Origin of the sequence: Christiangramia sp. 3-2217-3z, assembly GCF_051195275.1 — a bacterium.
In the GTDB taxonomy this organism is placed as follows: domain Bacteria; phylum Bacteroidota; class Bacteroidia; order Flavobacteriales; family Flavobacteriaceae; genus Christiangramia; species Christiangramia marina.
Map to the genome: position 1 here is coordinate 356,095 of NZ_JBNJLI010000003.1, position 22,288 is coordinate 378,382.

A 22,288-nucleotide genomic window follows, 5' to 3' on the forward strand; every position below is an offset into this window, starting at 1 on the left:
CTATCGTCTAATATGTGCTGAAAAATCCTTATGCTCTCTCTTATCCAGTTCCTCTTTACTCAAACTTCGGAAGTGGTCATAGGTGATCTTCATACCCTCACTCCTTGAAACTTGAGGTTCCCATCCCAGAATTTCCTTCGCTCTCGTAATATCGGGCTGGCGTTGCATTGGATCATCCTGCGGCAGTTCCTGAAAAATAATTTTCTGATCTGTTCCGGTTAGTTTAATGATCTCTTTGGCGAAATCAAGGATGGTGATCTCATCAGGATTTCCAATATTTACGGGATAGGTATAATCGCTAAGTAAAAGTCGGTAAATGCCTTCTACCTGGTCATCAACATAGCAGAAAGAACGAGTTTGCGAACCATCTCCAAAGACGGTAAGGTTCTCTCCCCTCAATGCCTGACCAATAAAAGCTGGGATCACTCGACCATCATTTAGTCGCATTCGTGGACCGTACGTATTGAATATTCTCGCAATTCTTGTTTCCAGTCCGTGAAATCGATGATACGCCATGGTGATGGATTCCTGGAAACGTTTTGCTTCATCATAAACTCCTCGAGGGCCTATCGTGTTCACATTCCCGTAATAATCTTCGTTTTGCGGATGTACTAAGGGATCTCCGTAAACTTCAGAAGTGGAAGCAATAAGAATCCTGGCATTTTTTTCTTTTGCCAGACCAAGACAGTGATGGGTTCCAAAGGAACCAACCTTCAAGGTTTGTATAGGAATTTTCAAATAATCTATAGGACTCGCGGGAGAGGCAAAATGCAATATATAATCAAGATCTCCGGCTACATGAACGAATTTGGTGATATCATGATGATGAAATTCGAAATTCTTTTCCTTGATGAGATGTTCAATATTCTTAAGATCACCAGTAATGAGATTATCCATTCCAATAACAGAATAACCTTCTTTAATAAACCGGTCACATAAATGAGATCCTAAAAATCCCGCTGCTCCCGTAATAAGTATTCTTTTAGCCATATTCTCGTTTTTAGACAACCTCATCGATCAAATCCTGCAGACTTTTCTTCCACTCTTTGATCTCACCGATCTCTTTGATTGCTTTTTCCTTGGAAAGCACACTATATTCAGGTCTTTGAGCCAAGGTCTTAAAAAATCCTGTTTTATTTAGAACTACCTGGTCTATTTTTCCTGAGTAATTCAATATTTCTTCGGCAAAATCATACCAGCTCGCCTGTCCCAGATTACTAAAATGGTAAATGCCGGTTGCAGACGAATCTTTCTGAATGCCATCGAGAACATACTTAGCCAAGTCGTTGGCATTGGTTGGAGTACCAAGCTGAGTGGTCGTAATATTTAAGCTTGCTCTTTCAGCAGCCTTTTTTAAAATGGTGCAGAAGAAATTATGTCCAAATTCTGAATACAACCAACTCGTTCTGAAGATCAAATGCTCATCAATAACTTCAGCGATTTGTCTCTCCCCCGCTAACTTGGATGCTCCGTAAATATTGATAGGGTTTACCTCATCGGTTTCCAGATAAGGTTCGGTTTTGCTTCCGTCGAAAACATAATCGGTTGAGAAATGGATCATTTTAACCTGTTTTGCAGCACAAACTTCTGCAAGTTTACCTGCCGCTTCAGCATTGATCTGGAATGCCTTCTCCTTCTCAGATTCAGCTTTTTCCACATTGGTATAAGCCGCGGCATTAATACAGAAATCGTAAGATTTCGAAGAGAATAGCCTTTCTACTTCTGCAAAATTGCTAATATCCAACTCCGCTGAACTTTTGAAATCAAAGTTAAAATCGGGAAATTTTTTCTTATGCTTTCTAAAACAAGAACCTAACTGACCATTTGCACCGGTTACCAGGATATTCTTCAAAATACATCTTTTAGAAATGGAAGCTCTTTGTCTTTATCTGATAAGATCATTTGATCTTCAGGAAAATTCCAGTCGATGTCCAAATCGGGATCATTGTATCTTATTCCGGCTTCAGAGCCCGGAGTATAATAGTGATCACATTTATATGCAAAAACAGATCGTTTGGAAAGCGTTACAAAGCCATGTCCAAAACCTTTCGGGACGTAAAGCTGAATCAAATTCTCATCGTCCAGTATTACTGAAAAAGTCTTTTTAAAACTTGGAGAATCTGGTCGTAGATCCACCACCACGTCCAGAACCTTTCCGTGGATCACTCTTACAATTTTGGTTTGAGCGAATTCTCCCTTTTGATAATGCAGACCCCGTAAAACACCATAATGCGACATGGATTGATTATCCTGAACAAATTCAGCATCAATACCACTAAAATCTGCCAGTCTCCTGCGATGATATGTCTCCAGAAATAAACCGCGATGATCTTCAAACATGGTAGGTTTGATGAGCAGGCAATCCTTTAGCGGAGTTTTTTCAATTTGCATACGTGGTTTTTAGGAGTTGAAGATCTGTTCCAGGATCTTTTCAGTAATGAGATAGGTTGGTTTTACTCCAGAAGTCCCAAGTCCTCCAGAAGCAAGTGTACTTCCTGTTTCTAATGGATTATCTGATGCGTAATAAGCATATCTTACCTGAACATCTTCATCAATACTTCCTCGTAATCTGGAAGCTGCCTGTATCGCCTTTTGATAATGCGCACCTTCCATTTCCAGTCCGCAAACGTTCCATGTAGAATCATGGAAAAATCTTAGGATATCCTTATTCTGAAGTGATGTACCCAGAACAGTGATCATTGCTCCGTCTACCACGCTAATTCCCTGGCCTTCAAGATCAGATTTCTTTAACTGGTTTTCGAAAGGGTAATTATCTGCTGTTCCTTCAAATAAATGCGCATCAGGAATCATAATATCTCCCTTTCCACCTTCAAGAATTCCGGCTTTCCCCATGATAGAAACCGACTTCACATTAAGCTTGATCTCTTTTCCGTCGTTATCAAATGGTTTAAGCAATTCATCCATAGTTTCATAGGCCTGCTCACCAAATGCGTAGTCCATGACCAAAAGCACCGGTTTTTCTGAAAGATCTATATCAGCGAATTTATCGGTTTGGAAACCACCTTCCAGTTGCGCAGTATCAAAGATCTGCACATCGATATTGGTTCCGCTTTTATCTTCAAGAAAGGTCATTCCATTATCCAGAGCAAACTTTGTAATCTTAGTTCTAAGGTTGCCATTGCCACTATCACTTAGTTCTTCGTAAATATCAAGGGGCTTTTTCTTTTTCAGCTCTGTTTTAAAAGCGCACGGAGTATACAAAGTGTTCATGACACTGTGCATATTAGCAGAAATGATATGAATTGGTCTTTTAATAAGTTCTTCTTTGGTAAGAAAACTCTTTATATCATTCGCCCAGACTTCTCCGTGAATGTGATGTCCCAGTCTTTCCCGCAGCACTGGGCTAAAAGTGATGATCCTTTTTTCATTCTGAACCGCTTCCTTGATCGCCATTTTTCCCAGTGACCAGATCACTCTAAGAAATCTATCCGGATTGTCTGGTGTACTGAATTTAGGATATAGTTTATTGATATCTGAAAAAGTTCTTCCCAAGATACTGGCGGTATGGGTAAGAGCTATTTCCCTCTGTGATTGTGTAAGCGGATCTTTTTGAGTTACTGCAAAATCGAGTTTTTCCCAGTCCCGGTTCACGCTCCCGTCTTCATCAATAATCACTCTTTTCATGATCTTATGCGATTCTATAAATAGAAAAGTAAGATGTGTAAGAATATCATAGATCTCTGAGCGGCCACGAGTGATCTCAATGTTCATTTGCTCATCATCGATTCTGTAGCAGTTTCTACGTCTTTTAGGCGGTATAATAGCCTTAAAATGCGAATTCCCATAACCTTCATCACTGGTAAGGTTTATAAATCTGCATTCTTCGATACCGTGTGGCAAACGATCTATAACATATAGCAAACCTTCCAGTTCTGCTTTTTCGTTCGCGATAGATCCATAAATTTCAGGACGAAGTGTAAGTAAGGATTCCCTTAAAGTTTCTCCGGAAACACCCATAGGCTTATAAAAACCACGGTTGAAAAGGTGTCTCATGGTGATATACATTCGTTCAATCGCTCCTGAACTTTCCTGAGCTCTTGTTCTTCCCTGTAACTTTAATATTGACATAGTTTTATTTTATATAATCTCGTTTAATTTATCAGCAATCTTCCTGTCGTTGGATAATCTTGGTAGTTTATTCTGTCCTCCAAGCTTTCCAATGGATTTCATGTATTGCTGAAATGTATTTGGTGGCAATTTAGTAATCTTGAGCCTTTGAAGAATGCTTCCATCTATAAGATCCTTATAATATGAATTTTGCTGTTGCATCGCTTTATCAATAACTCCGGCAAAATGATCCATATCCTGCGGTTCTTTTTCAAATTCTATAAACCATTCGTGGTACGGTAATTCATCATCATCCGGACTAATTTGTGGTGCTACCGTAAACTCGCTAATAGCAGCCTGTGAATCTTTTACTGCTTCCTGCAGGGCCTCCTCCACTTCCTTAGCGATGACATGTTCTCCAAAAGCTGAAATAAAATGCTTGATCCTTCCGGAGACTATGACTCTGTATGGCTTTACTGAAGTGAACTGTATCGTATCACCAATATTATATGCCCATAGACCAGCGGTAGAACTTATGATCATGACATAGTTCACCCCAATCTGTACATCCTTCAGAAGCAAACGTGGTGCATTTACTTCAAAAAATTTATCTGCTTCAATGAATTCATAAAAAATCCCGGAGTCCAGCTGAAGCAGCATACCATTAACATTCTGCTTATCCTGAAAAGCAAAAAAACCTTCCGAAGCAGGATATAATTCAATACTATCTACCCTTCTGCCAATTAATTTTTCGAATTTGGCGCGATAAGGTTCGTAATTAACTCCGCCATAAATGAACAGGTCAAAATTTGGAAAAATTTCTCCTACCTTTTTGCCAGTCTTATCGATCAGTCTTTCAAAATACATCTGTACCCAGGACGGAATCCCGCTTATTACCGACATATCTTCCTGTACAGTTTCCTCCACGATCGCATCCACCTTGGTTTCCCAATCGTCGATACAATTAGTATCCCACGAAGGCATTCTGTTCTTTTGAAGATAGCCTGGAACATAATGCGCCACGATACCTGACAACCTGCCTAATTTTACTCCGTTTTTCTCCTGTAACTCCGGACTTCCCTGCAGGAATATCATCTTACCATCCACAAACTTACTATTCCCGGTATCATGGATATAGCATAAAATCGCATTTCTGGCAGCTTCTATATGCGTGGGCATACTGTCTTTGGTTAGCGGAATATATTTAGCTCCACTGGTGGTTCCTGATGTTTTCGCATAATACAAAGGTTTTCCGGGCCATAATACATCCTCTTCTCCCGAAACCATCAGGTCCATATAATTCTTTAATTCTTCATAATCTCTTACCGGAACCTGCTTTGTGAAATCCTGATGAGTGTTGATATTCTGAAAATGGTGATCCTTACCGAATTTAGTATCTGCTCCTTTTTTCAATAATTGCTGAAAAACTTTCTCCTGAGTATCATGAGGATTCTCAGCCCATTTATTTATTTTATTTCTAACATAGGAAGCAAAGATCCCGGCAGCAAAAGATTTTATAGACATAAATTAATTGAAATCAATATATTCTGAAGGATCCACAGGGTTTCCTTCGTTCCAAAGTTCAAAGTGTAAATGCGGTCCTGTAGTAAATTCACCTGTATTACCAGCAGTAGCGATCACCTCGCCAGATCGCACTATATCTCCCTGACTTTTACTCAGAGAAGCATTATGTTTGTATACCGATAGCAAACCATAACTGTGTTCGATAATGATCACATACCCGGTTTCAGCAGTCCATTCTGCAAAGATCACCCGCCCATCTGCAACCGACTTTATTGGCGAATTCCTGGTGGTAACGATATCTATAGCATAATGCTTATTTTCGATATTATATCTTTCAGAAATAGTACCTTTTACTGGCGGAAACAGTGAAAAGTTGATGTCATCTGTAGCCGTTGGCAGGATATTATATTTGTCCTCCTGAGCTACTTCTTCACGCAACAGACTATCTGCCTTGATCCGGTTAATTTCCTGATATTCCAGTTCAGTGATTGGCTGGCTTAGAATAGAATCCCTGTCCAGTTGCTGTACATCAAAATCTCCTCGTAATGCGTCCTGTATAGATTGCAAATACTGGTCGTTCATGCGCATCTTATTTTGCAGGGAATCTGAGGTATAAGCCAGTTTTGTAGCCTTTTCCTTTAATGCTGGGGAAGAATACCCAGGAATATACTCTCTCAAGGGTGTAAACGCGATCAGGAAGGTAGTCATAGCGATCAATAAAATTGCTGAAATCCCAACAGCTACGAAAACGTTCAATCTGGTTAGACGAAAGGAGAACCTTTCTTCAAAAGTATCTTCGTTAAGAACCACCATGCGGTACTTATGCAGCAGTTTCTTAGTGAACTTCTTTTTAGGTTTTGTGTTTTCAGCCATAGCCGTGATTGAGTATTACAAAGATAAATTAAAATAATTCGAATTCCTGAACGACCATGACCGTTATTATGAGTGAGCAGGTATACATCAATTTATTGTCTTATTAACGTTTATATTAGGTTATTCTTGTTAAGTTTGTAGAACAAAATTATAACACATGAACGCATTTATCTTGCCTTTGGCTATAGGAGCACCACAAATTATCCTGATTGTAGTGGTAATATTGTTGCTTTTTGGAGGACGAAAGATCCCGGAATTAATGAGAGGCCTTGGTAGCGGAATTAAAGAATTTAAAGACGCTTCTAAGGATGACGAGAATCCTGCAACTACAGACGATAGTAAAAAAGTACCGGAAGAGAATAAATAAGCCGGTTTTTTATAATATACAAAAGCCCAACTTTGCAGTTGGGCTTTTTTTAATTTAGTTCAGTTTAGCCGATCGCAATATAGCATCGAGCTCGAAGATATTATCCCGTTTTGCTCGCGATGGTGAGAATACAAATCCTTCCAGAATTAAATATCTGTTATTTGCCTCATCCTTAACCGCGTAGTTCACAAAGGGTCCAGCCATGAAATCATTCTGTACTTCCCAGGTACCTCTTGTTTCATAAGCAAATTTGCCATCAACTGTAGATTCGAATAAATATGGAGCATATGCTTTTTCAGTGATCATATAAGAATCCTCCAGTCGGCCTGGGATCATCGACTCTCCAATAGAATCACGCATTTTAATGATATTCGCAACCACGCTGGAGTCATTATCTATGGAACTCATAGGAACCTCGTAAATTAGAATTTCCATGCTTCCTTTTGGGATCTCTTTTCTTATCCAGCTGAATTTATCCTCTTCCTTAGCATATCTGTAAGCTGAAGGAAACTTTAGATCTATACCAAATTTCTCTTTCAATGCTACGTCATCTGAAAGTGATTTTCTAATTCGGCGCTGCTTCTCTATTAGTTCGGTTTGTTTTAGAATGTCTATAATAGTATCAGACTTTCTTTTAATCACATCAATGATATCCTGTGAATTTTTCCCTTGAAGTACGATTCCTTTTTGTGGACGGGAAAACTCATCACTTATTACAGCCATTCCCTGTCTGCCATTTTCGATCTTTAAAAAGATTCTACTGTTACGTACAAATCCGGTGAATGTTTCTGGTGGTATCTGGCTTAAGCTGAAAAGTGGTTCTTCCTGGGGCAGTCCGTCTACCGGAGCTGCAAATCTGGTTCTTATGGTCTCTCCAACTTCACCTTCCCACATTTGGTTATCGATCACTACTGTGAGCTGATTGATGTTACCGGAAGAATCTGATAGGATTCGGGTGTCTTTCTTTTGATCTTTACTTTCCTCGCAGGCAAAAAACAGGAAAATACTGGCTAATACTAAAAGGCTACGTTTCATTTTTTCGGATTAGGTTTTTTTAGAACCTTAACCTTTGGAAATCTTGATCTTCATTCCAGGTTTAAGGCTGTTGGTATTCATATCATTCCAACTCCTCAAATTCTGTACCGTAACTCCCGGGAACTTTTTTGAAATGCTCCAGAGACTGTCTCCACTCTTAACCGTATAGATCTTTGCATTCGATGAATTAGAGGCTGTAGAAGTATTTGAAGAGGATGCTACGGGCTTTCTGGGATAGATCGTTAGATACTGTCCTATTCTTAAATTATTGCTACGCATGTTATTCCAACGCCGAATACTACTAACACCAACACCGTATTTTTCTGCGATCTTACCAAGGTAATCGCCTTTTCGCACTCTATAACGAACCTTATCCTCGGTTTTCACCAATTGAGGTAGTTCCTTTTCCTTTTCTTTTGCCTGAGTATCTACAAAATCATAGATCGCATTTTCATTGGATACGAATTTACCAATCGCAGGTTTAGGCAATCTTAACGTATATTTTTCGTCTTCAAGAAATGGAATGATATCAAGCTTATAACTAGGATTTAAAAACTGAAGCATTTCTTTCTCTACTCCAGTTACTTTAGATATCTGATCGAAAGTGATCAACTGCTTCACCTGTAATGTATCTGTTTCAAAGAACACAACATCTGGATTTGCAGGCTGGAACTTATGCTCATCGGCATACTCAAAAAGATATAAAGTAGCCAGAAATGCAGGAACATAACCTGCCGTTTCACGTGGAAGGAATCTTCTTAAGTGCCAGTAATCTGTAGATCCACCGCTTCTTCGTATTGCTTTAGATACATTCCCGGGACCTGAATTGTAAGAAGCAAGTACAAGGTTCCAGTCACCAAAAACCTTATATAAACTTGAAAGATATTGTGCTGCAGCTTCCGTAGATCTTGATGGATCCATACGCTCATCTACATAAGAACTTACATCAAGTCCGTGCATTTTCCCGGTTGGAAACATGAATTGCCATAAGCCTGTAGCTCCAACTCGTGATTTAGCTCTGGGATTTAAAGCCGATTCTACAATAGAAAGATATTTGATCTCTAAAGGAACATCGTATTTGTCCAATTCCTGCTCATAGAGCGGAAAATAGTAGGTACTTAGCGCCATAAGTCGCTCCATTCCCTTTTTATTCCTTTTCAGGTATGATTTTATGACCGATTCCAGTAGTGGATTATACTCTACGTTAAAAGGCGTTCTCGCATTCAGCCTGGCTAATCTTGCCTTGAGAGTATCTGTAGGAAGTTCATCATAAACTACTTTTTCATAATCCTGATCTTCTATAGACTTTTGCATGGTCTCAAAAAGATCTGAATTTGTTAGCTCCAGCCTCCAGAGAGAATCTATGGTCTTTGCTTTTGGAAGATCTGAAAGCGCCACTTTCGATGAATCCCTAATCACTGCGGAAATAGGCAATTTATTCTGAAATTCCGGATCTGGTTCGGTCAGTTTGATTTCAGTATCATCACTTTTCTGAAATATCTGAACTCTGAAATTCGCCTTTTCCTCACGAATCTTCTTATCTTTTTCCTGAGCAAAACCAGAAACTCCTGCTAATAGCAGCACTGCAAAAAATCTTCGTTTCAGCATAAAAATGTTTTGAATAACAAACGGCAATTAATCAAATTTCGTACCCGATTAATTCTTAATTGCCTCGATACCCGGAAGTGATTTTCCTTCAAGCATCTCCAGCATCGCTCCACCACCGGTAGAAACGTAACTCACCTTATCTGCAAATCCAAATTGTTTCACAGCAGCAACTGAATCTCCTCCTCCAACTAATGAGAAAGCACCATTTTCTGTAGCTTCTACGATCGCTTTACCAAGTTCTATAGTTCCTTTAGCAAAAGTTTCCATTTCAAAAACACCTAATGGACCATTCCAGAGAATGATCTTGGAATCCTTGATCACATTTGCAAAATTCTTAACCGTTTTTGGTCCTACATCAAGTCCCATCCATCCATCAGGAATATTATCCACACTCTCAACCTGTGTGCTTGCCTGTTCAGAAAAACTATCTGCGATCACTGAGTCTACCGGTAAATGAACTTCCACGCCTTTTTCCTTGGCCTTCTTAAGGATTTCAAGAGCCAGTTCCTGTTTATCATCTTCCACTAGTGAAGTTCCAATATGCCCGCCCTGAGCTTTAATAAAAGTATAGGTCATCCCTCCACCAATAATGAGGTGATCGATCTTATCAAGAATATTCTCTATTACGGTGATCTTAGAAGACACTTTTGCACCACCAAGTACAGCTGTCACCGGCTTTTCACTACTGTTTAAAACCTTGTCGAGACTTTTGATCTCTTTAGCCAATAAATAACCAAAGCACTTATCTTCAAAGAATTTTGCTACAATGGTTGTAGAAGCATGCGCTCTATGCGCAGTTCCAAAAGCATCGTTTACATAAATATCACCAAGTTTGGCCAGTTTTTCAGCGAAAGCTTCATTCCCGGCAGTCTCTTCCTCGTGAAATCTAAGATTTTCCAGTAAAAGAATCTCTCCCGACTTCAGGTCATTTGCAGCTTTTTCAACTTCCTCCCCAGTACAGTCTTCAACAAATTTCACACTTACTCCAAGAACTTCAGAAACCTTATCCTGTATATGTTGTAACGAGTAATTACTTTCTTTTCCTTTTGGACGACCCAGGTGGGACATCAAAACTACGCTCCCGCCATCTTCAAGAATTTTGATGATTGTTGGTTTAGCAGCCTCTATCCTATTGGCATCCGTCACTTTCATTTCATCATTCAAAGGCACGTTAAAATCTACTCGAATTAAGGCCTGCTTATTCTTAAAGTTGTAATCGTCTATAGTTTTCATAGGTTTGCTTTGTTACAAATATAAATTTTTCCGAAGATAATAAAGCTTATATAATTTTATATTTGCCTATGCTTTTTAGAGAAATAATAGGCCTTCCGCATATAAAAAATCATCTTGTAACCACGGCAGACCGGAGAAGAATTCCGCATGCTCAACTTTTTTCCGGAAAGGCTGGTAGCGGTACTTTACCCATGGCGATCGCCTACGCTCAGTATATATTATGTGGTAATTCCAATGGAGAAAATGATTCAGAAAGTGCAGCTTCCTGCAATCTGAAATTCAATAATCTTTCTCATCCAGATCTGCATTTCGCATTCCCGGTTGCAACCAATGAAAAGATCAAAAAGCATCCCGTTTCCTCACATTTTCTCGAGGAATGGCGACAGTTTGTTCAAATGAATCCCTACGGAAGTTTATATGACTGGTATCAGAGTCTTGGAATTGAAAACAAGCAGGGCAAGATTGGTGTAGATGAAGCTCATGAAATCGTAAAATCACTCTCCTTGAAAAGTTATGAAGGTGGATTTAAAGTGATGATCATCTGGATGCCTGAAAAGATGAACAATGAAGCTTCTAATAAGTTGCTGAAATTGATAGAAGAGCCGCCAAGCAAAACCATCTTTTTACTTGTTACTGAAGCTGAAGAACAAATTATTCAAACTATTAGGTCCAGATGCCAGCGTTTGCATTTTCCACCTCTTGGAGAATCTGATATAGAAGATTTTCTAATTCGCAAAGAAGATTGCGATCCAAAAATCGCCAGGAAGATTGCACATCAAGCTAATGGGGATTACACCAGGGCAATGCATATCCTAAGAAAAGATGCGGGAGACGAACAGTTTCAGGCCTGGTTTATTCAATGGGTACGGAGTGCATTTCAGGCTAAAGGGAACAAAGCTACAGTATTGGAGCTAGTAGCCTGGAGTGATGAAATAGCATCTCTTAATCGCGAAACTCAGAAAAGCTTCCTTCGATATTGTCTCGACTTCTTCAGGCAGGCAATGTTGCTAAATTATAAGGCTAAAGACTTAGTTTATATTGATATTAAACCGAAAGTCTTTAAATTCGATAAATTTGCCACTTTTATAAATGGTAAGAATATTGGAGAAATTTCCGAAGCAATAGAAACTGCCATTTATCATATTGGTAGAAATGGAAATGCTAAAATTATTCTGACCGATCTTTCTATTAAACTAACCCGATATCTACACAAAAAATAACGAATTATGGAAAATCTGAATACCTATATCACTGAGATTCTAATACTTCTATTCATTCTAATTACATTTCTACAATCTGGAGTGGATAAGATGATGGACTGGAGTGGAAATACTGGTTGGCTAAAGGAACATTTCTCAAAAACCTTTCTGGCAGGAATGGTTCCCCTCATGGTTGGAATTATCCTGGTGATCGAAGTACTAGTAGGACTTCTGGCGATTGCAGGTATCTACACATTAATATCTAATGGTGATTCTGGATTAGGGCTACTAGCTTCAATTCTGGCATGTGTTACCTTGCTTATGCTGTTATTTGGACAGAGAGTGGCTAAAGATTATGCTGGTGCATTTACGCTTACCGGATACTTTATCGTGTGTATCTTGGGTGTATGGATGATGAACTAGAAAAAAGGATTTAAATAAAAAAAGCTCCTTGTTAGGAGCCTTTTTCTTTATAAGCTATTCGTAGAAATTAGTCTTCTACTTCTTCATTTTCTTCAGTAGCAACATCAGATCCACCGTATTGCTCGTTTAATTCAGCGAGGACATCCTGGGTAATATCAAGACCTTCTTCAGCATACATAATATTTGCAGATTCATTGGAACCAAAAATATATGTATATCCATTATCCTTTCCGTAGTCTTTCACATAACCCTTTACTTTTTCAACTAAAGAATCCATAGCGGCCGTACTTTGCTCTCTAAGACGATTACTTTGCATTTGCTGTTGTTGTTGTAGCATTTGCTGTTTTTGCATAAGTGTACGTTCTTTTTCCTGTCTCTGAGCATCAGACATAGAATTCATTTCAGACTGGTAAGCCTGAACTTCTTCCTGGAAAGATTTTGCAACAGAATCCAATTGTTGACGCACTGAGTCTGATTTGGAAGTGAACTCGGCTTCCACTTCTTTCATTTCTTTATATTCTTGTACCAATACTTTAGTATCTACATAAGCTGTTTTTTGCTCGTTACAGGATACCATTAAAATTGCAACTGCAGCAATTCCGAAAACTTTTTTGATCATAGTTAAAAAATTTGATTGGCAAAGGTAAGAAACTAATCTTAGAGTGAAATAGGAGTTTGAATAGTTGTTATCGATAAGATTAATCAAATATACAAAGATTATAAGATTACTTTATAAATAATGAAGTATTTAGATTCGTTTTAAGAGCCTTTAAGTAATTTTTCAGGATTGATATCATAAGAACATATATACTGCTCTTAAAAGAGCTCAAATAAGCTTATTTATGACTTTCTGTACAAATAGGCGATGGAAGAGTATTCTCCGGTAGATCTTGCTTTAAGGTTGGAGATTAGACCGCGCCAGAATGCATTAATTTTAGAAGGCTTTGATTTTTGATTCTCCTCGCTTAATAGACTCACATAGAAGGAATCGAAAATTAATGGTTTTTCGCATACTTGAATAAGGTCGTTCGATTTCAAAAGTTGAGAAATACCACTTCTCGAAAAATGCCAGAGATGTCTTGGAACGTCCCAGGCAGCCCAATGGCTTTGATAGTAATAAGCATCATAAGATCTATGGTTAGGAACCGCAATTATAAGTAGCCCATTTTTGTTCAATTTAGCTACCAGTCTTTTCAGCACTTCCTCATAATCTGGAATATGTTCCAGTACATGCCACAGGGTAATGACGTCAAATGTTCTAGCATCCAAGCTATCCAGATTGTCCTCAATTGTGATTCCTTTTCTCGAAGCTAAATCCCTGGCATCTTCATTTGGTTCCACCCCAAAAACATTCCAGTTTCTATTTTTCATGTAGGCGAGAAAATCACCGGTTCCCGCACCGTAGTCCAGAAGTTTACATCCCGCGGTTTCCTGTTCAATCCACTTTGCTTTTTTCAAAAGCATTTTAGACTTTACAAACTGATAGATTTTATCCTGAAAATTTTCTTCTGAATCGGTGTGAGATATGTACCGATCACTCTTATAATATGCCGGTAATTTCTCTGGGACAGGAGATGTTTTCAAAATCCCAGGTTCGCTTTCCAATATAGAAAAGCATTCCTGCGATACAAGATGATCTTTACAGGTAAGTATAACTTCCTGTGTTTCCGGAGCTGATTTTATTTGATTCGATTCTATCAAAATACTAATTGTTCCACGTGGAACATGAGTAAATTACCGACCCATGTAAACCAATAATACTGAAATGTCGTTAGGACTTACTCCACTAATTCTAGAGGCTTGAGAAACGGTAGCAGGTTGTACTTTCTTTAATTTCTCCCTGGCTTCGTATGACATACTTTTTATACTGGAATAATCAAAGTTTGATGGAATACGTACATTCTCCAAACGATTTAGCTTATCGGCATTGTTTTTCTCCTTCTCGATATATCCAGAATACTTAACCTGAATTTCAGTTTGCTCTATCATTTCATTGTTAAGGTCATTCTCAAAAATAAACTCATTTACTCCAGAAAAACTACGTACATCTTCCATCGTGATTTGTGGTCTTGAAAATACTTTAAAGACTTTATCACTTTGTTTCATGGGTGAAGAATTTCTTTTCTCCAAAACAGGATTGGCTTCTTCTGGGACTACACTAAGATCTTTTAGATGCTGAACGAACTTGAAAGATTTCTCTTTCTTTTCCTCCATTTTCCTCATCCGTTCTACAGAAGCTAGACCGATATTATAAGATTTTTCAGTTAACCTGAAGTCGGCATTATCCTGTCTTAATAGAGTTCTATACTCCGCTCTTGAAGTGAACATTCGATAAGGTTCTTCTGTACCTTTTGTGATTAGATCATCTATAAGAACACCAATATATGCCTCGTTACGCTTCAGAATAAATTCTTCTTTTTCCTGCACTTTTAGAGCTGCATTAATACCAGCCATCATACCCTGGCAAGCCGCCTCCTCGTAACCTGTAGTTCCATTGATTTGGCCCGCCAAATATAAACCGTCAATTAGCTTGGTCTCCAAAGTATGCTTCAACTGAGTTGGTGGAAAATAATCATATTCTATTGCGTAACCAGGTCTGAAGAATTTCACATTCTCAAATCCAGCTACAGATCGTAAAGCATTAAATTGAACATCTTCCGGAAGTGAAGTCGAAAATCCATTCACATAAACCTCTACGGTATTCCAACCTTCGGGTTCTACAAACAACTGATGTCTGTCTTTGTCTGCAAATCTATTGATCTTATCCTCTATGGAAGGACAGTATCTAGGACCAAGACTTTTTATACGTCCGTTAAACATTGGAGATCGATCAAAACCATCTTTGAGGATCTCATGCACTTCATTAGAAGTGTAGGTCATATAACAGCTACGTTGTCTTTGTAATGGCTTAGTCTCATCAGAATAGGAGAATTTGGAAGGGATTTCATCACCAGGTTGCTCGGTCATTTTAGAATAATCCAAAGATCTACCATCCACACGCGGAGGAGTTCCTGTTTTCATTCTTCCAGCTTCAAATCCAACGTCAATCAAATCCTTGGTGATTCCAGTCGCAGCTCTCTCCCCTGCTCTACCACCACCAAATTGCTTATCACCTATATGGATGAGTCCGTTTAAAAATGTTCCATTAGTGCATATAACAGATTTGGAGCGAACTTCCAGACCTAGGGAAGTTCTTACGCCAGTAATCCTATCATTTTCGATAATCAAACCTGCTACCATCTCCTGATAAAAATCAAGATTTGGGGTTTGCTCCAGCTTTAAACGCCAGTCTTCAGCAAAACGCATACGATCACTTTGAACACGAGGACTCCACATTGCAGGTCCTTTAGATTTATTCAACATCTTAAACTGGATAGCACTGGTATCACTCACAATTCCACTATAACCACCCATCGCATCAATTTCTCTTACGATCTGACCCTTTGCAATACCACCCATGGCAGGATTACAGCTCATTTGAGCGATATTCTGCAAATTCATTGTAATTAAAAACGTACTACTACCCATATTAGCGGCAGCGGCGGCCGCTTCACTTCCTGCGTGACCAGCTCCAATTACTATAACATCATATTCCTTATCGAACATAAAATTCTCTTTTCATTACGATTGTTCCACGTGGAACATTTCCATTTTCTCGTCTTCCTTACGTCGCATTAATTCACTCTCACTTTCAGATTTATCCTTATATCCACATAAGTGTAACATACCATGAGCTATTACTCTTTTAAGTTCCTGAAGAAAATCTACATTATATTCCGCAGCATTCTCCTCTACTCTCTCTGTACTTATGAAAATATCTCCGTTTAAAGAATTACCTACAGTATTGTCAAAGCTGATAATATCTGTATAGGTATCATGATCTAAATAATTCTGGTTGATCTCCAATAAGTAATCATCATTACAAAAAATGTAATTGATCTCGCCTATATTCTTATGCTCAGATTCAGCAAGCCTGAATAACCAGTTTTGAAATAATACCTCATCCTTCAGGCTGAAGTTGTTTTCGTTGAAAAAATTAATCGTTCCTTTTACCAAAATATTCCTTAACCTTAGATCTGTAAATTTGCTGCAAAGGTAAGACTTGTCTGTTTAAAATTTCAGTTGAATGGAAATATTCTTTAGCGGTATTTATCTGGTTTTGAAGCCTGTTCTCATAGATCAGAGTATTCATGTTTGCTTTCCTCTTATTATCAAATCCCTGTTTTTGCGCAGCGCTCTTCATTTTCATTAATTCATAGTCCAACTGCTTCATTCTTTCAAGGGTTTTCCCATCCAAACCCTTCTCCAAAAGATCCTCCTCAATTTGTTGCATTTTCTTCTCGAGAGCGTTAGATGAATCATTATCCATTATTTCGTTTAATTTACGTCTGATGTTTTGCTGACGTTTATAAATTTCAAATATCTCACCTGAATTCTGCTGATCAGGCTTTCCTGATTTCTCAGGAATATCCATGTTTTGTTGCATATCCTGCTGAAGTTCTTTTTGCTCATCAATGATCTGTTGCAATTGAAATTCCTGTCCATCACCAGAACCAGATTGAGGACTGGACATCATGTCCTGCATAGAATCCAGAATATCAGAAAGCATGACTGCAAGATCATTTGCCCCGGTGACAACATATTGCTGACTAGCGGTACCCTGCCCTATTTGAATTTCAGCTAATCTTTCCAGCGATTTTTCTATATCAAAATCTATATCTGTAAGTTTGGAAGTTATCTTACTTGAGAACATTGGATTTTGTAGCGCGAGGCTGTAAATACTATCATCAATATGTTCGAAGTTCTCTCGTAGTTCACTTTGCTCATTTAGTTTGTTTGCGTAAGCAGGACTTGTTTGTTTGATACTCTTAAAGTCCTCTAACAGTTCTTCCTGTATCAAAGAAAATTTCACCAGATTATTCAAAATTTCGCGTAAAACCTTAGCATCTGCTTCCAACTTCTGCATGTCTGCCTGCATACCGGATTGTTGCATTTTAGCACTCAATCGTCGCATTTTCTTAGCAGCATTCTTTTGTTCCTGGCTGGCATTCTTTTGCTGTTGCAATTTTTCTGATGCCTTCTTTTGATCTTCTGAAATTTCCTTTTCTATTGCTTCATAGCGAGCTAAGGATTTTGGTTTCTTTAATTGCTGGTTATCCTTGGACAAAGCATCCATTTGCTGCTGAATCCTATCGAACTCATTATTAAGATTTTTCTGTTCTTCTGAAGTTGATTTAGATTCGTTTGAAATTTTCTCCTGTTCATCTGCAAGACGATTTAGATCCCTTGCTATCTTTCGCCGTTTCTCTTCAATATAATATCGTTTGGTTAGTTCTAAAAGTTGCTCAAGATTGCGCTCATTGTTCTTATTTTTCTTCGCCAGATCCTCCAACTTTTCTCCAAGATTTTCTACCTCGATTTTATGTGTATACTCCTGAAGTTCCTTTAATAATTCCTCATTCTCCTTTAGACTATTTTCGTTCTCATCAAGCCTTTTTTGTAAATCTTCTTTACTAGAAGATGGTTGCTCATTAGATTGTTCTTCTATGCTTTGCTGAAGTTCCTTGCTATGCTTTTGCATGAGCTTATTCTGAATCTTTTGCCTTTCTAAAAATTGATCCAGTCGCTGCTTCTCATTGTAATTCAGGTTTCTATTCTCCTTATTTATTCTCTGCAACTCTTCAAGTTCATTCGCATCTTTTCTAAATTCTTCCAGTTCTTCGGAAAATGTTTCGATAGAGTTTTGTTGTTTCTCCAGGTTTTGATCTTCCTTTTCAGTTTGGGTAATCTTTCGGAAGTTAAGGATCTCTGACCTGCACGATTTAGCGCCATTTACACCATCATTGTCAAATACTTCAAAATAATAAGAATAGGATATACCAGGTTCGAGGTCCAATTCATTTGGAAAGCTATAGTAGAATTCATCTACAAGAGCTGAGCTAACATCTAACTTTTGAATACGCTTTTTCTGAATCGAATCCTGCGGATAATATACCAACTGCAAGCTTGAAAGACCATGATCATCCTCTACCCGACCTTTTATATAAGTATTTTGTGAGTCTAAGCTATCTTTTGTGTGTTGCAAGCTTATTTCAGGATTAAGGTCGCGAACGACTTCAATTAGAAAATCTAACTTTTCATGATCAGTTTTATTAGCATTGGAAGAACTAACTGAATAATTAAAATCTCTAAATATTTGTTGCTCTATTTCAGCTTGCTGCTGACTTACTGGTAGGTTGCGGACTGAATCATTACTTTCAAATTGCACAAAATCTGTAGCTACAGTTGAGAAGTTCCAGGATAATTTTGAACCCTCAGGCACCTGAAAGGATCCTATACCTTTGAATACCTGGTCATCAAGATTTAGATAATTGGGGTAATTCACCTCAACGTCCATATTTGTGATCAACGGTAAAGCCAGAACCTTTAACTTATAAGTCCTAGAACTTATGCCTGCGCCAATCAATCTGAAATTTAGAGAGTTGTCTACGTTTTCGAACTTATATACAAAGCGTCCATGCCCTTCAGTAGTCAGGATACGTTTGTAGTCATCTGTAATGAGATGTAACTCTTCAGGAATCTGGTCTCCTTCAATCTGTACTACCAGTTCAAAATCTGAATTCTGAAATGTTTCCAGTTTATCATTCAGTATTATAAATTGAAATGGAGCTGGTTGTTCGTAAACCTGATCATAATTACTTATTCGATCAAATCCATCAGTAAAAACATGAGAGTTATTAGAGATCCATAAGGCAAGTATGATCAGCACAGGAAGAATGACCACCGGTAAAAATTTGAGGTTCTTCTTTAGCTCAATTGCCTCTGAAAAATTAAAGATCTTTAGACTTTCAGCTTTTTGATCGATGCTTGCAATAAGTAATTCAGATCTTTCAGAAGTACGATCAAGTTGTAATAAATTGAGTAACCTATCTCCTATTTCCTGAAAATGTGTTCCTATAATTTCTGAAGCCTGTTCTTTATTTATTCCCTTCCGAAGTTTAAAAAGTTTCAAAAGAGGGAACCCAATAAAGTAAATGAACAGGATAATTTCTATTGAAATAAATAACCAGAATAGAAATGCTCTCACAGATTCACTAAACCAGAAAAGGTGCTCGAGGCTTGCGGTAAGGAGAAAATACAACAACCCGATACCTGCAAAGAGCATCATGCCCTTTAGTATCTGGCTGAAATAATATTTTCGAACGAAAGCATCAAGCCTGGAAAGTATGCGATCAAAATTACTGGTCACTAGTTCTATAGTTTGTTTAAAAATACGACAATTAAGACACTTTAATTAGTAGTTGGCTGAGTTTAGGATTGCTTGAATAAGGTTGTATCTTTGCTTAAAAATTCACTATTTATGTCTTCTAAAGTTAGAGTAAGATTTGCTCCGAGCCCTACGGGACCGTTACATATTGGTGGTGTAAGAACCGCTTTATACAATTATCTATTTGCCAAAAAACATGGTGGTGATTTCGTTCTTCGTATTGAGGATACAGATCAAAACAGGTACGTGGATGGAGCTGAAGATTATATTATCGAATCCTTAAACTGGTGCGGAATACCTTACGATGAAGGACCGGGCAAGGAGAAAGGTTTTGGACCATACAGGCAGAGCGAGAGAAAAGACAAGTATCGCGCTTATGCAGAAGAATTGATAGCTTCTGGAAATGCTTACTATGCTTTTGATACTTCAGAAGAGCTGGACGCACATAGAAAGGATCACGAAGAAAAGGGTAAAACCTTTATTTATAACTGGCATAACAGAGAAAAGCTCAATAATTCCCTTACACTCTCTTCCGAAGAAACCAGGGAGAAAATTGAAAATGGCGATGCATATGTGATCAGGTTCAAATCTCCGCAGGATGAAACCTTACATTTAAAGGACGTGATTCGCGGTGAAATGGAAATTGATTCCAATATTCTGGATGATAAAGTTTTATTTAAAAGTGATGGAATGCCAACCTATCACCTCGCCAATATCGTGGATGACCATTTAATGGAGATTACACATGTAATTCGTGGTGAGGAATGGCTACCTTCTCTGGCTCTACACTATTTGCTCTATCGTGCGTTTGGATGGACCGCACCAGAATTCGCTCATTTACCACTTATTCTGAAACCTCAGGGTAAAGGGAAATTAAGCAAACGAGATGGTGAAAAAATGGGCTTCCCGGTATTTCCTCTTGAGTGGAAAGATCCCGCATCAGGCGATGTTTCTGCAGGATACAAAGAAGATGGTTATTACCCTGAAGCGGTGGTAAACATGCTGGCATTTTTAGGCTGGAATCCAGGAACAGAGCAGGAATTTTTTAGTCTTGAAGAGTTAACGAAGGCTTTTGAACTGGAACGGGTTCATAAAGGAGGTGCTAAATTTGATCCGGAAAAAACAAAATGGTTCCAGCAGCATTATATGCAGGAAGCAGATGAATCGCAGGTTACAAAGGAATTTCAAAAGATCCTGAAGGAAAAAGAGATCATGGTAGAAGAATCCTATGCTAAAAACGTTGTTTCCTTGATAAAAGAAAGAGCAGTGTTTGTAAAAGATCTCTGGGATCAGGGATATTTCTTTTTTATTTCTCCTACCTCTTTCGAGCCAAAAGATACCAAAAAAGCATGGAAAGAAGGTTCAGCAGAATTGATGAACGAATTAAAAACCTTTCTGGAGGGACAGGAAAATTTTGAAACCGAACAACTGCAGGCTGATGTCAAGAACTGGATTAAAAGTAAGGAGATTGGTTTTGGAAAAGTGATGATGCCCTTGCGTCTCGCACTGGTTGGAGCATTACAAGGTCCAGACGTTTATGAAATCGCAAGCTATATTGGAAAACAACAAACTTTAAGCAGGCTTACTAAAGCCATTGAAACTCTGCGATAATTGATCCTGAATATTATTTAAGCTGGTAAGAAATTTGATCTTACCAGCTTTTTTATGCTGATTAAATGCTGAAGAATACCTATTTTCAGTAAAAATTCTATTAGCATGATAAATTTTGTCTTAATACCCATATTCGCCATTTTTCTGTTGCTGCTTATCTTCTCCGGAATCTTTATAGTTCGGCAGCAAACTTCAGCAGTAGTAGAGCGCTTCGGAAAGTTTACCAGTATCCGGAATTCCGGATTACAATTGAAAGTTCCGCTCATTGATCAGGTAGCAGGAAGGATTAATCTAAAAGTTCAGCAACTTGATGTTCTGGTGGAAACTAAAACAAAGGACAATGTATTTGTAAAGCTGAAAATTTCTGTACAATTCCAGGTTAGAAAAGATAATGTGTATGATGCCTTCTACAAGCTTGAAAGTCCGCATGACCAGATAACAGCCTATGTTTTCGACGTTGTGCGCGCAGAAGTGCCTAAAATGAAGCTGGATGATGTTTTCGAGCGTAAAGATGACATAGCCATTGCTGTAAACCGTGAATTGAACGAAGCGATGCAGTCTTATGGATATGATATCATCAAAACCCTGGTTACAGATATAGATCCTGATGTACAGGTAAAAGCAGCCATGAACAGGATTAATGCTGCGGAAAGAGAAAAGGTTGCAGCAGAATATGATGCTGAAGCAGATCGTATCAAGATCGTCGCCAAAGCCCGGGCTGAAGCCGAGAGTAAGCGCTTACAGGGTCAGGGAATTGCCGATCAGCGAAGAGAGATCGCACGCGGACTGGAAGAAAGTGTAGATGTTCTAAACAACGTAGGCATTAATTCTCAGGAAGCTTCTGCTCTTATCGTGGTTACACAACATTATGATACTTTACAGGCTATTGGAGAGGAAACGAATTCAAATCTTATTCTTTTACCTAATTCACCACAGGCCGGTAGTGAGATGCTGAATAATATGGTCGCGTCCTTTACCGCTTCTAACCAAATCGGAGAGGCGATGAAAGAGCAGAACAAAAAAAGAATTGAAGAACAAAAAAGGAACAATGAAAATGACGCATAAAAAAAGCCCCGAATC

19 protein-coding genes are annotated in these 22,288 nt (G+C 38.4%); 5 read left to right on the top strand and 14 right to left on the bottom strand.

Going from position 1 to position 22,288, the window contains the following annotated elements; all coding sequences use genetic code 11:
• Genes ACSHZO_RS07525 through ACSHZO_RS07550 form a run of 6 tightly spaced genes read right to left on the bottom strand, consistent with a single transcriptional unit; the run spans nucleotide 1 to nucleotide 6,465 of the window.
• A complete protein-coding gene (locus tag ACSHZO_RS07525) occupies nucleotides 1–990 on the bottom strand; it encodes a UDP-glucuronic acid decarboxylase family protein (RefSeq protein ID WP_298246886.1) in 990 nt (329 codons plus the stop codon).
• A gap of 10 nt (nucleotides 991–1,000) precedes the next feature.
• Nucleotides 1,001–1,852, bottom strand: coding sequence for a dTDP-4-dehydrorhamnose reductase (rfbD, locus tag ACSHZO_RS07530; protein ID WP_298246887.1), 852 nt, complete (start codon nucleotides 1,850–1,852; stop codon nucleotides 1,001–1,003).
• The gene (gene rfbC / locus ACSHZO_RS07535) at nucleotides 1,849–2,391 is read right to left on the bottom strand and encodes a dTDP-4-dehydrorhamnose 3,5-epimerase (protein WP_298246888.1); all 543 of its coding nucleotides are present in this window, start codon (nucleotides 2,389–2,391) and stop codon (nucleotides 1,849–1,851) included. Before rfbC ends, rfbD begins: the two co-directional genes overlap by 4 nt.
• Nucleotides 2,392–2,400: 9 nt before the next feature.
• A complete protein-coding gene (locus tag ACSHZO_RS07540; protein ID WP_298246889.1) occupies nucleotides 2,401–4,089 on the bottom strand; it encodes a DUF6909 family protein in 1,689 nt (562 codons plus the stop codon).
• A gap of 9 nt (nucleotides 4,090–4,098) precedes the next feature.
• Nucleotides 4,099–5,592: a GH3 auxin-responsive promoter family protein gene (locus tag ACSHZO_RS07545; protein ID WP_298246890.1), complete on the bottom strand. Its 1,494-nt coding sequence runs from the start codon at nucleotides 5,590–5,592 to the stop codon at nucleotides 4,099–4,101.
• 3 nt (nucleotides 5,593–5,595) lie between these two features.
• Nucleotides 5,596–6,465, bottom strand: a complete 870-nt coding sequence (locus ACSHZO_RS07550) for a murein hydrolase activator EnvC family protein (protein ID WP_298246891.1) — start codon at nucleotides 6,463–6,465, stop codon at nucleotides 5,596–5,598.
• Between the two features lie 157 nt (nucleotides 6,466–6,622).
• Between ACSHZO_RS07550 and ACSHZO_RS07555 the strand changes: the two genes are divergently transcribed.
• A complete protein-coding gene (locus tag ACSHZO_RS07555) occupies nucleotides 6,623–6,832 on the top strand; it encodes a twin-arginine translocase TatA/TatE family subunit (RefSeq protein ID WP_026913640.1) in 210 nt (69 codons plus the stop codon).
• A 54-nt stretch (nucleotides 6,833–6,886) separates the two neighbouring features.
• On the opposite strand, the gene ACSHZO_RS07560 is transcribed toward ACSHZO_RS07555, so the two are convergent.
• From ACSHZO_RS07560 to ACSHZO_RS07570, 3 genes are read right to left on the bottom strand one after another with little or no spacing between them, the layout of a single operon-like run.
• A complete protein-coding gene (locus ACSHZO_RS07560; protein WP_298246892.1) occupies nucleotides 6,887–7,867 on the bottom strand; it encodes a DUF4837 family protein in 981 nt (326 codons plus the stop codon).
• A gap of 27 nt (nucleotides 7,868–7,894) precedes the next feature.
• The gene (locus tag ACSHZO_RS07565; RefSeq protein ID WP_298246893.1) at nucleotides 7,895–9,475 is read right to left on the bottom strand and encodes a lytic transglycosylase domain-containing protein; all 1,581 of its coding nucleotides are present in this window, start codon (nucleotides 9,473–9,475) and stop codon (nucleotides 7,895–7,897) included.
• Between the two features lie 48 nt (nucleotides 9,476–9,523).
• Nucleotides 9,524–10,708 (bottom strand): phosphoglycerate kinase, encoded by a 1,185-nt coding sequence (locus ACSHZO_RS07570; RefSeq protein ID WP_298246894.1) that lies wholly within the window; start codon nucleotides 10,706–10,708, stop codon nucleotides 9,524–9,526.
• Between the two features lie 68 nt (nucleotides 10,709–10,776).
• Here ACSHZO_RS07570 and ACSHZO_RS07575 point away from each other — a divergent pair, with 68 nt between their 5' ends.
• Nucleotides 10,777–11,928 carry an ATP-binding protein gene (locus tag ACSHZO_RS07575; RefSeq protein ID WP_298246895.1) on the top strand — a complete coding sequence of 384 codons (1,152 nt, stop codon included), beginning with the start codon at nucleotides 10,777–10,779 and terminating at the stop codon, nucleotides 11,926–11,928.
• Nucleotides 11,929–11,934: 6 nt separating this feature from the next.
• Nucleotides 11,935–12,330, top strand: coding sequence for a DoxX family protein (locus ACSHZO_RS07580; protein WP_295181708.1), 396 nt, complete (start codon nucleotides 11,935–11,937; stop codon nucleotides 12,328–12,330).
• Nucleotides 12,331–12,397: 67 nt separating this feature from the next.
• On the opposite strand, the gene ACSHZO_RS07585 is transcribed toward ACSHZO_RS07580, so the two are convergent.
• From ACSHZO_RS07585 to ACSHZO_RS07605, 5 genes are all read right to left on the bottom strand, one after another.
• The gene (locus tag ACSHZO_RS07585) at nucleotides 12,398–12,949 is read right to left on the bottom strand and encodes an OmpH family outer membrane protein (RefSeq protein ID WP_295181709.1); all 552 of its coding nucleotides are present in this window, start codon (nucleotides 12,947–12,949) and stop codon (nucleotides 12,398–12,400) included.
• Between the two features lie 221 nt (nucleotides 12,950–13,170).
• Nucleotides 13,171–14,031: a class I SAM-dependent methyltransferase gene (locus ACSHZO_RS07590; RefSeq protein ID WP_366877978.1), complete on the bottom strand. Its 861-nt coding sequence runs from the start codon at nucleotides 14,029–14,031 to the stop codon at nucleotides 13,171–13,173.
• Between the two features lie 33 nt (nucleotides 14,032–14,064).
• Entirely contained in the window at nucleotides 14,065–15,936 is a 1,872-nt protein-coding gene (mnmG, locus tag ACSHZO_RS07595; RefSeq protein WP_298246896.1) for a tRNA uridine-5-carboxymethylaminomethyl(34) synthesis enzyme MnmG, read from the bottom strand.
• Between the two features lie 15 nt (nucleotides 15,937–15,951).
• Entirely contained in the window at nucleotides 15,952–16,386 is a 435-nt protein-coding gene (gene ybeY, locus ACSHZO_RS07600; protein ID WP_298246897.1) for an rRNA maturation RNase YbeY, read from the bottom strand.
• Nucleotides 16,367–19,579: a hypothetical protein gene (locus ACSHZO_RS07605; protein ID WP_298246898.1), complete on the bottom strand. Its 3,213-nt coding sequence runs from the start codon at nucleotides 19,577–19,579 to the stop codon at nucleotides 16,367–16,369. The genes ybeY and ACSHZO_RS07605 overlap by 20 nt, the downstream gene beginning before the upstream one ends.
• 111 nt (nucleotides 19,580–19,690) lie before the next feature.
• Between ACSHZO_RS07605 and gltX the strand changes: the two genes are divergently transcribed.
• Together gltX and ACSHZO_RS07615 are read left to right on the top strand one after the other, a co-directional pair.
• Nucleotides 19,691–21,208, top strand: a complete 1,518-nt coding sequence (gltX, locus tag ACSHZO_RS07610) for a glutamate--tRNA ligase (RefSeq protein ID WP_298246899.1) — start codon at nucleotides 19,691–19,693, stop codon at nucleotides 21,206–21,208.
• 105 nt (nucleotides 21,209–21,313) lie between these two features.
• Nucleotides 21,314–22,273 (top strand): SPFH domain-containing protein, encoded by a 960-nt coding sequence (locus tag ACSHZO_RS07615; RefSeq protein ID WP_298246900.1) that lies wholly within the window; start codon nucleotides 21,314–21,316, stop codon nucleotides 22,271–22,273.
• Nucleotides 22,274–22,288: the final 15 nt, after the last annotated feature.

Coding starts and splice junctions, on each gene's coding strand:
- ACSHZO_RS07525 (WP_298246886.1), bottom strand. CDS start 990: ATGGCTAAAAGAATACTTATTACGGGAGCAGCGGGATTTTTAGGATCT.
- rfbC (WP_298246888.1), bottom strand. CDS start 2,391: ATGCAAATTGAAAAAACTCCGCTAAAGGATTGCCTGCTCATCAAACCT.
- ACSHZO_RS07540 (WP_298246889.1), bottom strand. CDS start 4,089: ATGTCAATATTAAAGTTACAGGGAAGAACAAGAGCTCAGGAAAGTTCA.
- ACSHZO_RS07545 (WP_298246890.1), bottom strand. CDS start 5,592: ATGTCTATAAAATCTTTTGCTGCCGGGATCTTTGCTTCCTATGTTAGA.
- ACSHZO_RS07550 (WP_298246891.1), bottom strand. CDS start 6,465: ATGGCTGAAAACACAAAACCTAAAAAGAAGTTCACTAAGAAACTGCTG.
- ACSHZO_RS07555 (WP_026913640.1), top strand. CDS start 6,623: ATGAACGCATTTATCTTGCCTTTGGCTATAGGAGCACCACAAATTATC.
- ACSHZO_RS07560 (WP_298246892.1), bottom strand. CDS start 7,867: ATGAAACGTAGCCTTTTAGTATTAGCCAGTATTTTCCTGTTTTTTGCC.
- ACSHZO_RS07565 (WP_298246893.1), bottom strand. CDS start 9,475: ATGCTGAAACGAAGATTTTTTGCAGTGCTGCTATTAGCAGGAGTTTCT.
- ACSHZO_RS07570 (WP_298246894.1), bottom strand. CDS start 10,708: ATGAAAACTATAGACGATTACAACTTTAAGAATAAGCAGGCCTTAATT.
- ACSHZO_RS07575 (WP_298246895.1), top strand. CDS start 10,777: ATGCTTTTTAGAGAAATAATAGGCCTTCCGCATATAAAAAATCATCTT.
- ACSHZO_RS07580 (WP_295181708.1), top strand. CDS start 11,935: ATGGAAAATCTGAATACCTATATCACTGAGATTCTAATACTTCTATTC.
- ACSHZO_RS07585 (WP_295181709.1), bottom strand. CDS start 12,949: ATGATCAAAAAAGTTTTCGGAATTGCTGCAGTTGCAATTTTAATGGTA.
- mnmG (WP_298246896.1), bottom strand. CDS start 15,936: ATGTTCGATAAGGAATATGATGTTATAGTAATTGGAGCTGGTCACGCA.
- gltX (WP_298246899.1), top strand. CDS start 19,691: ATGTCTTCTAAAGTTAGAGTAAGATTTGCTCCGAGCCCTACGGGACCG.
- ACSHZO_RS07615 (WP_298246900.1), top strand. CDS start 21,314: ATGATAAATTTTGTCTTAATACCCATATTCGCCATTTTTCTGTTGCTG.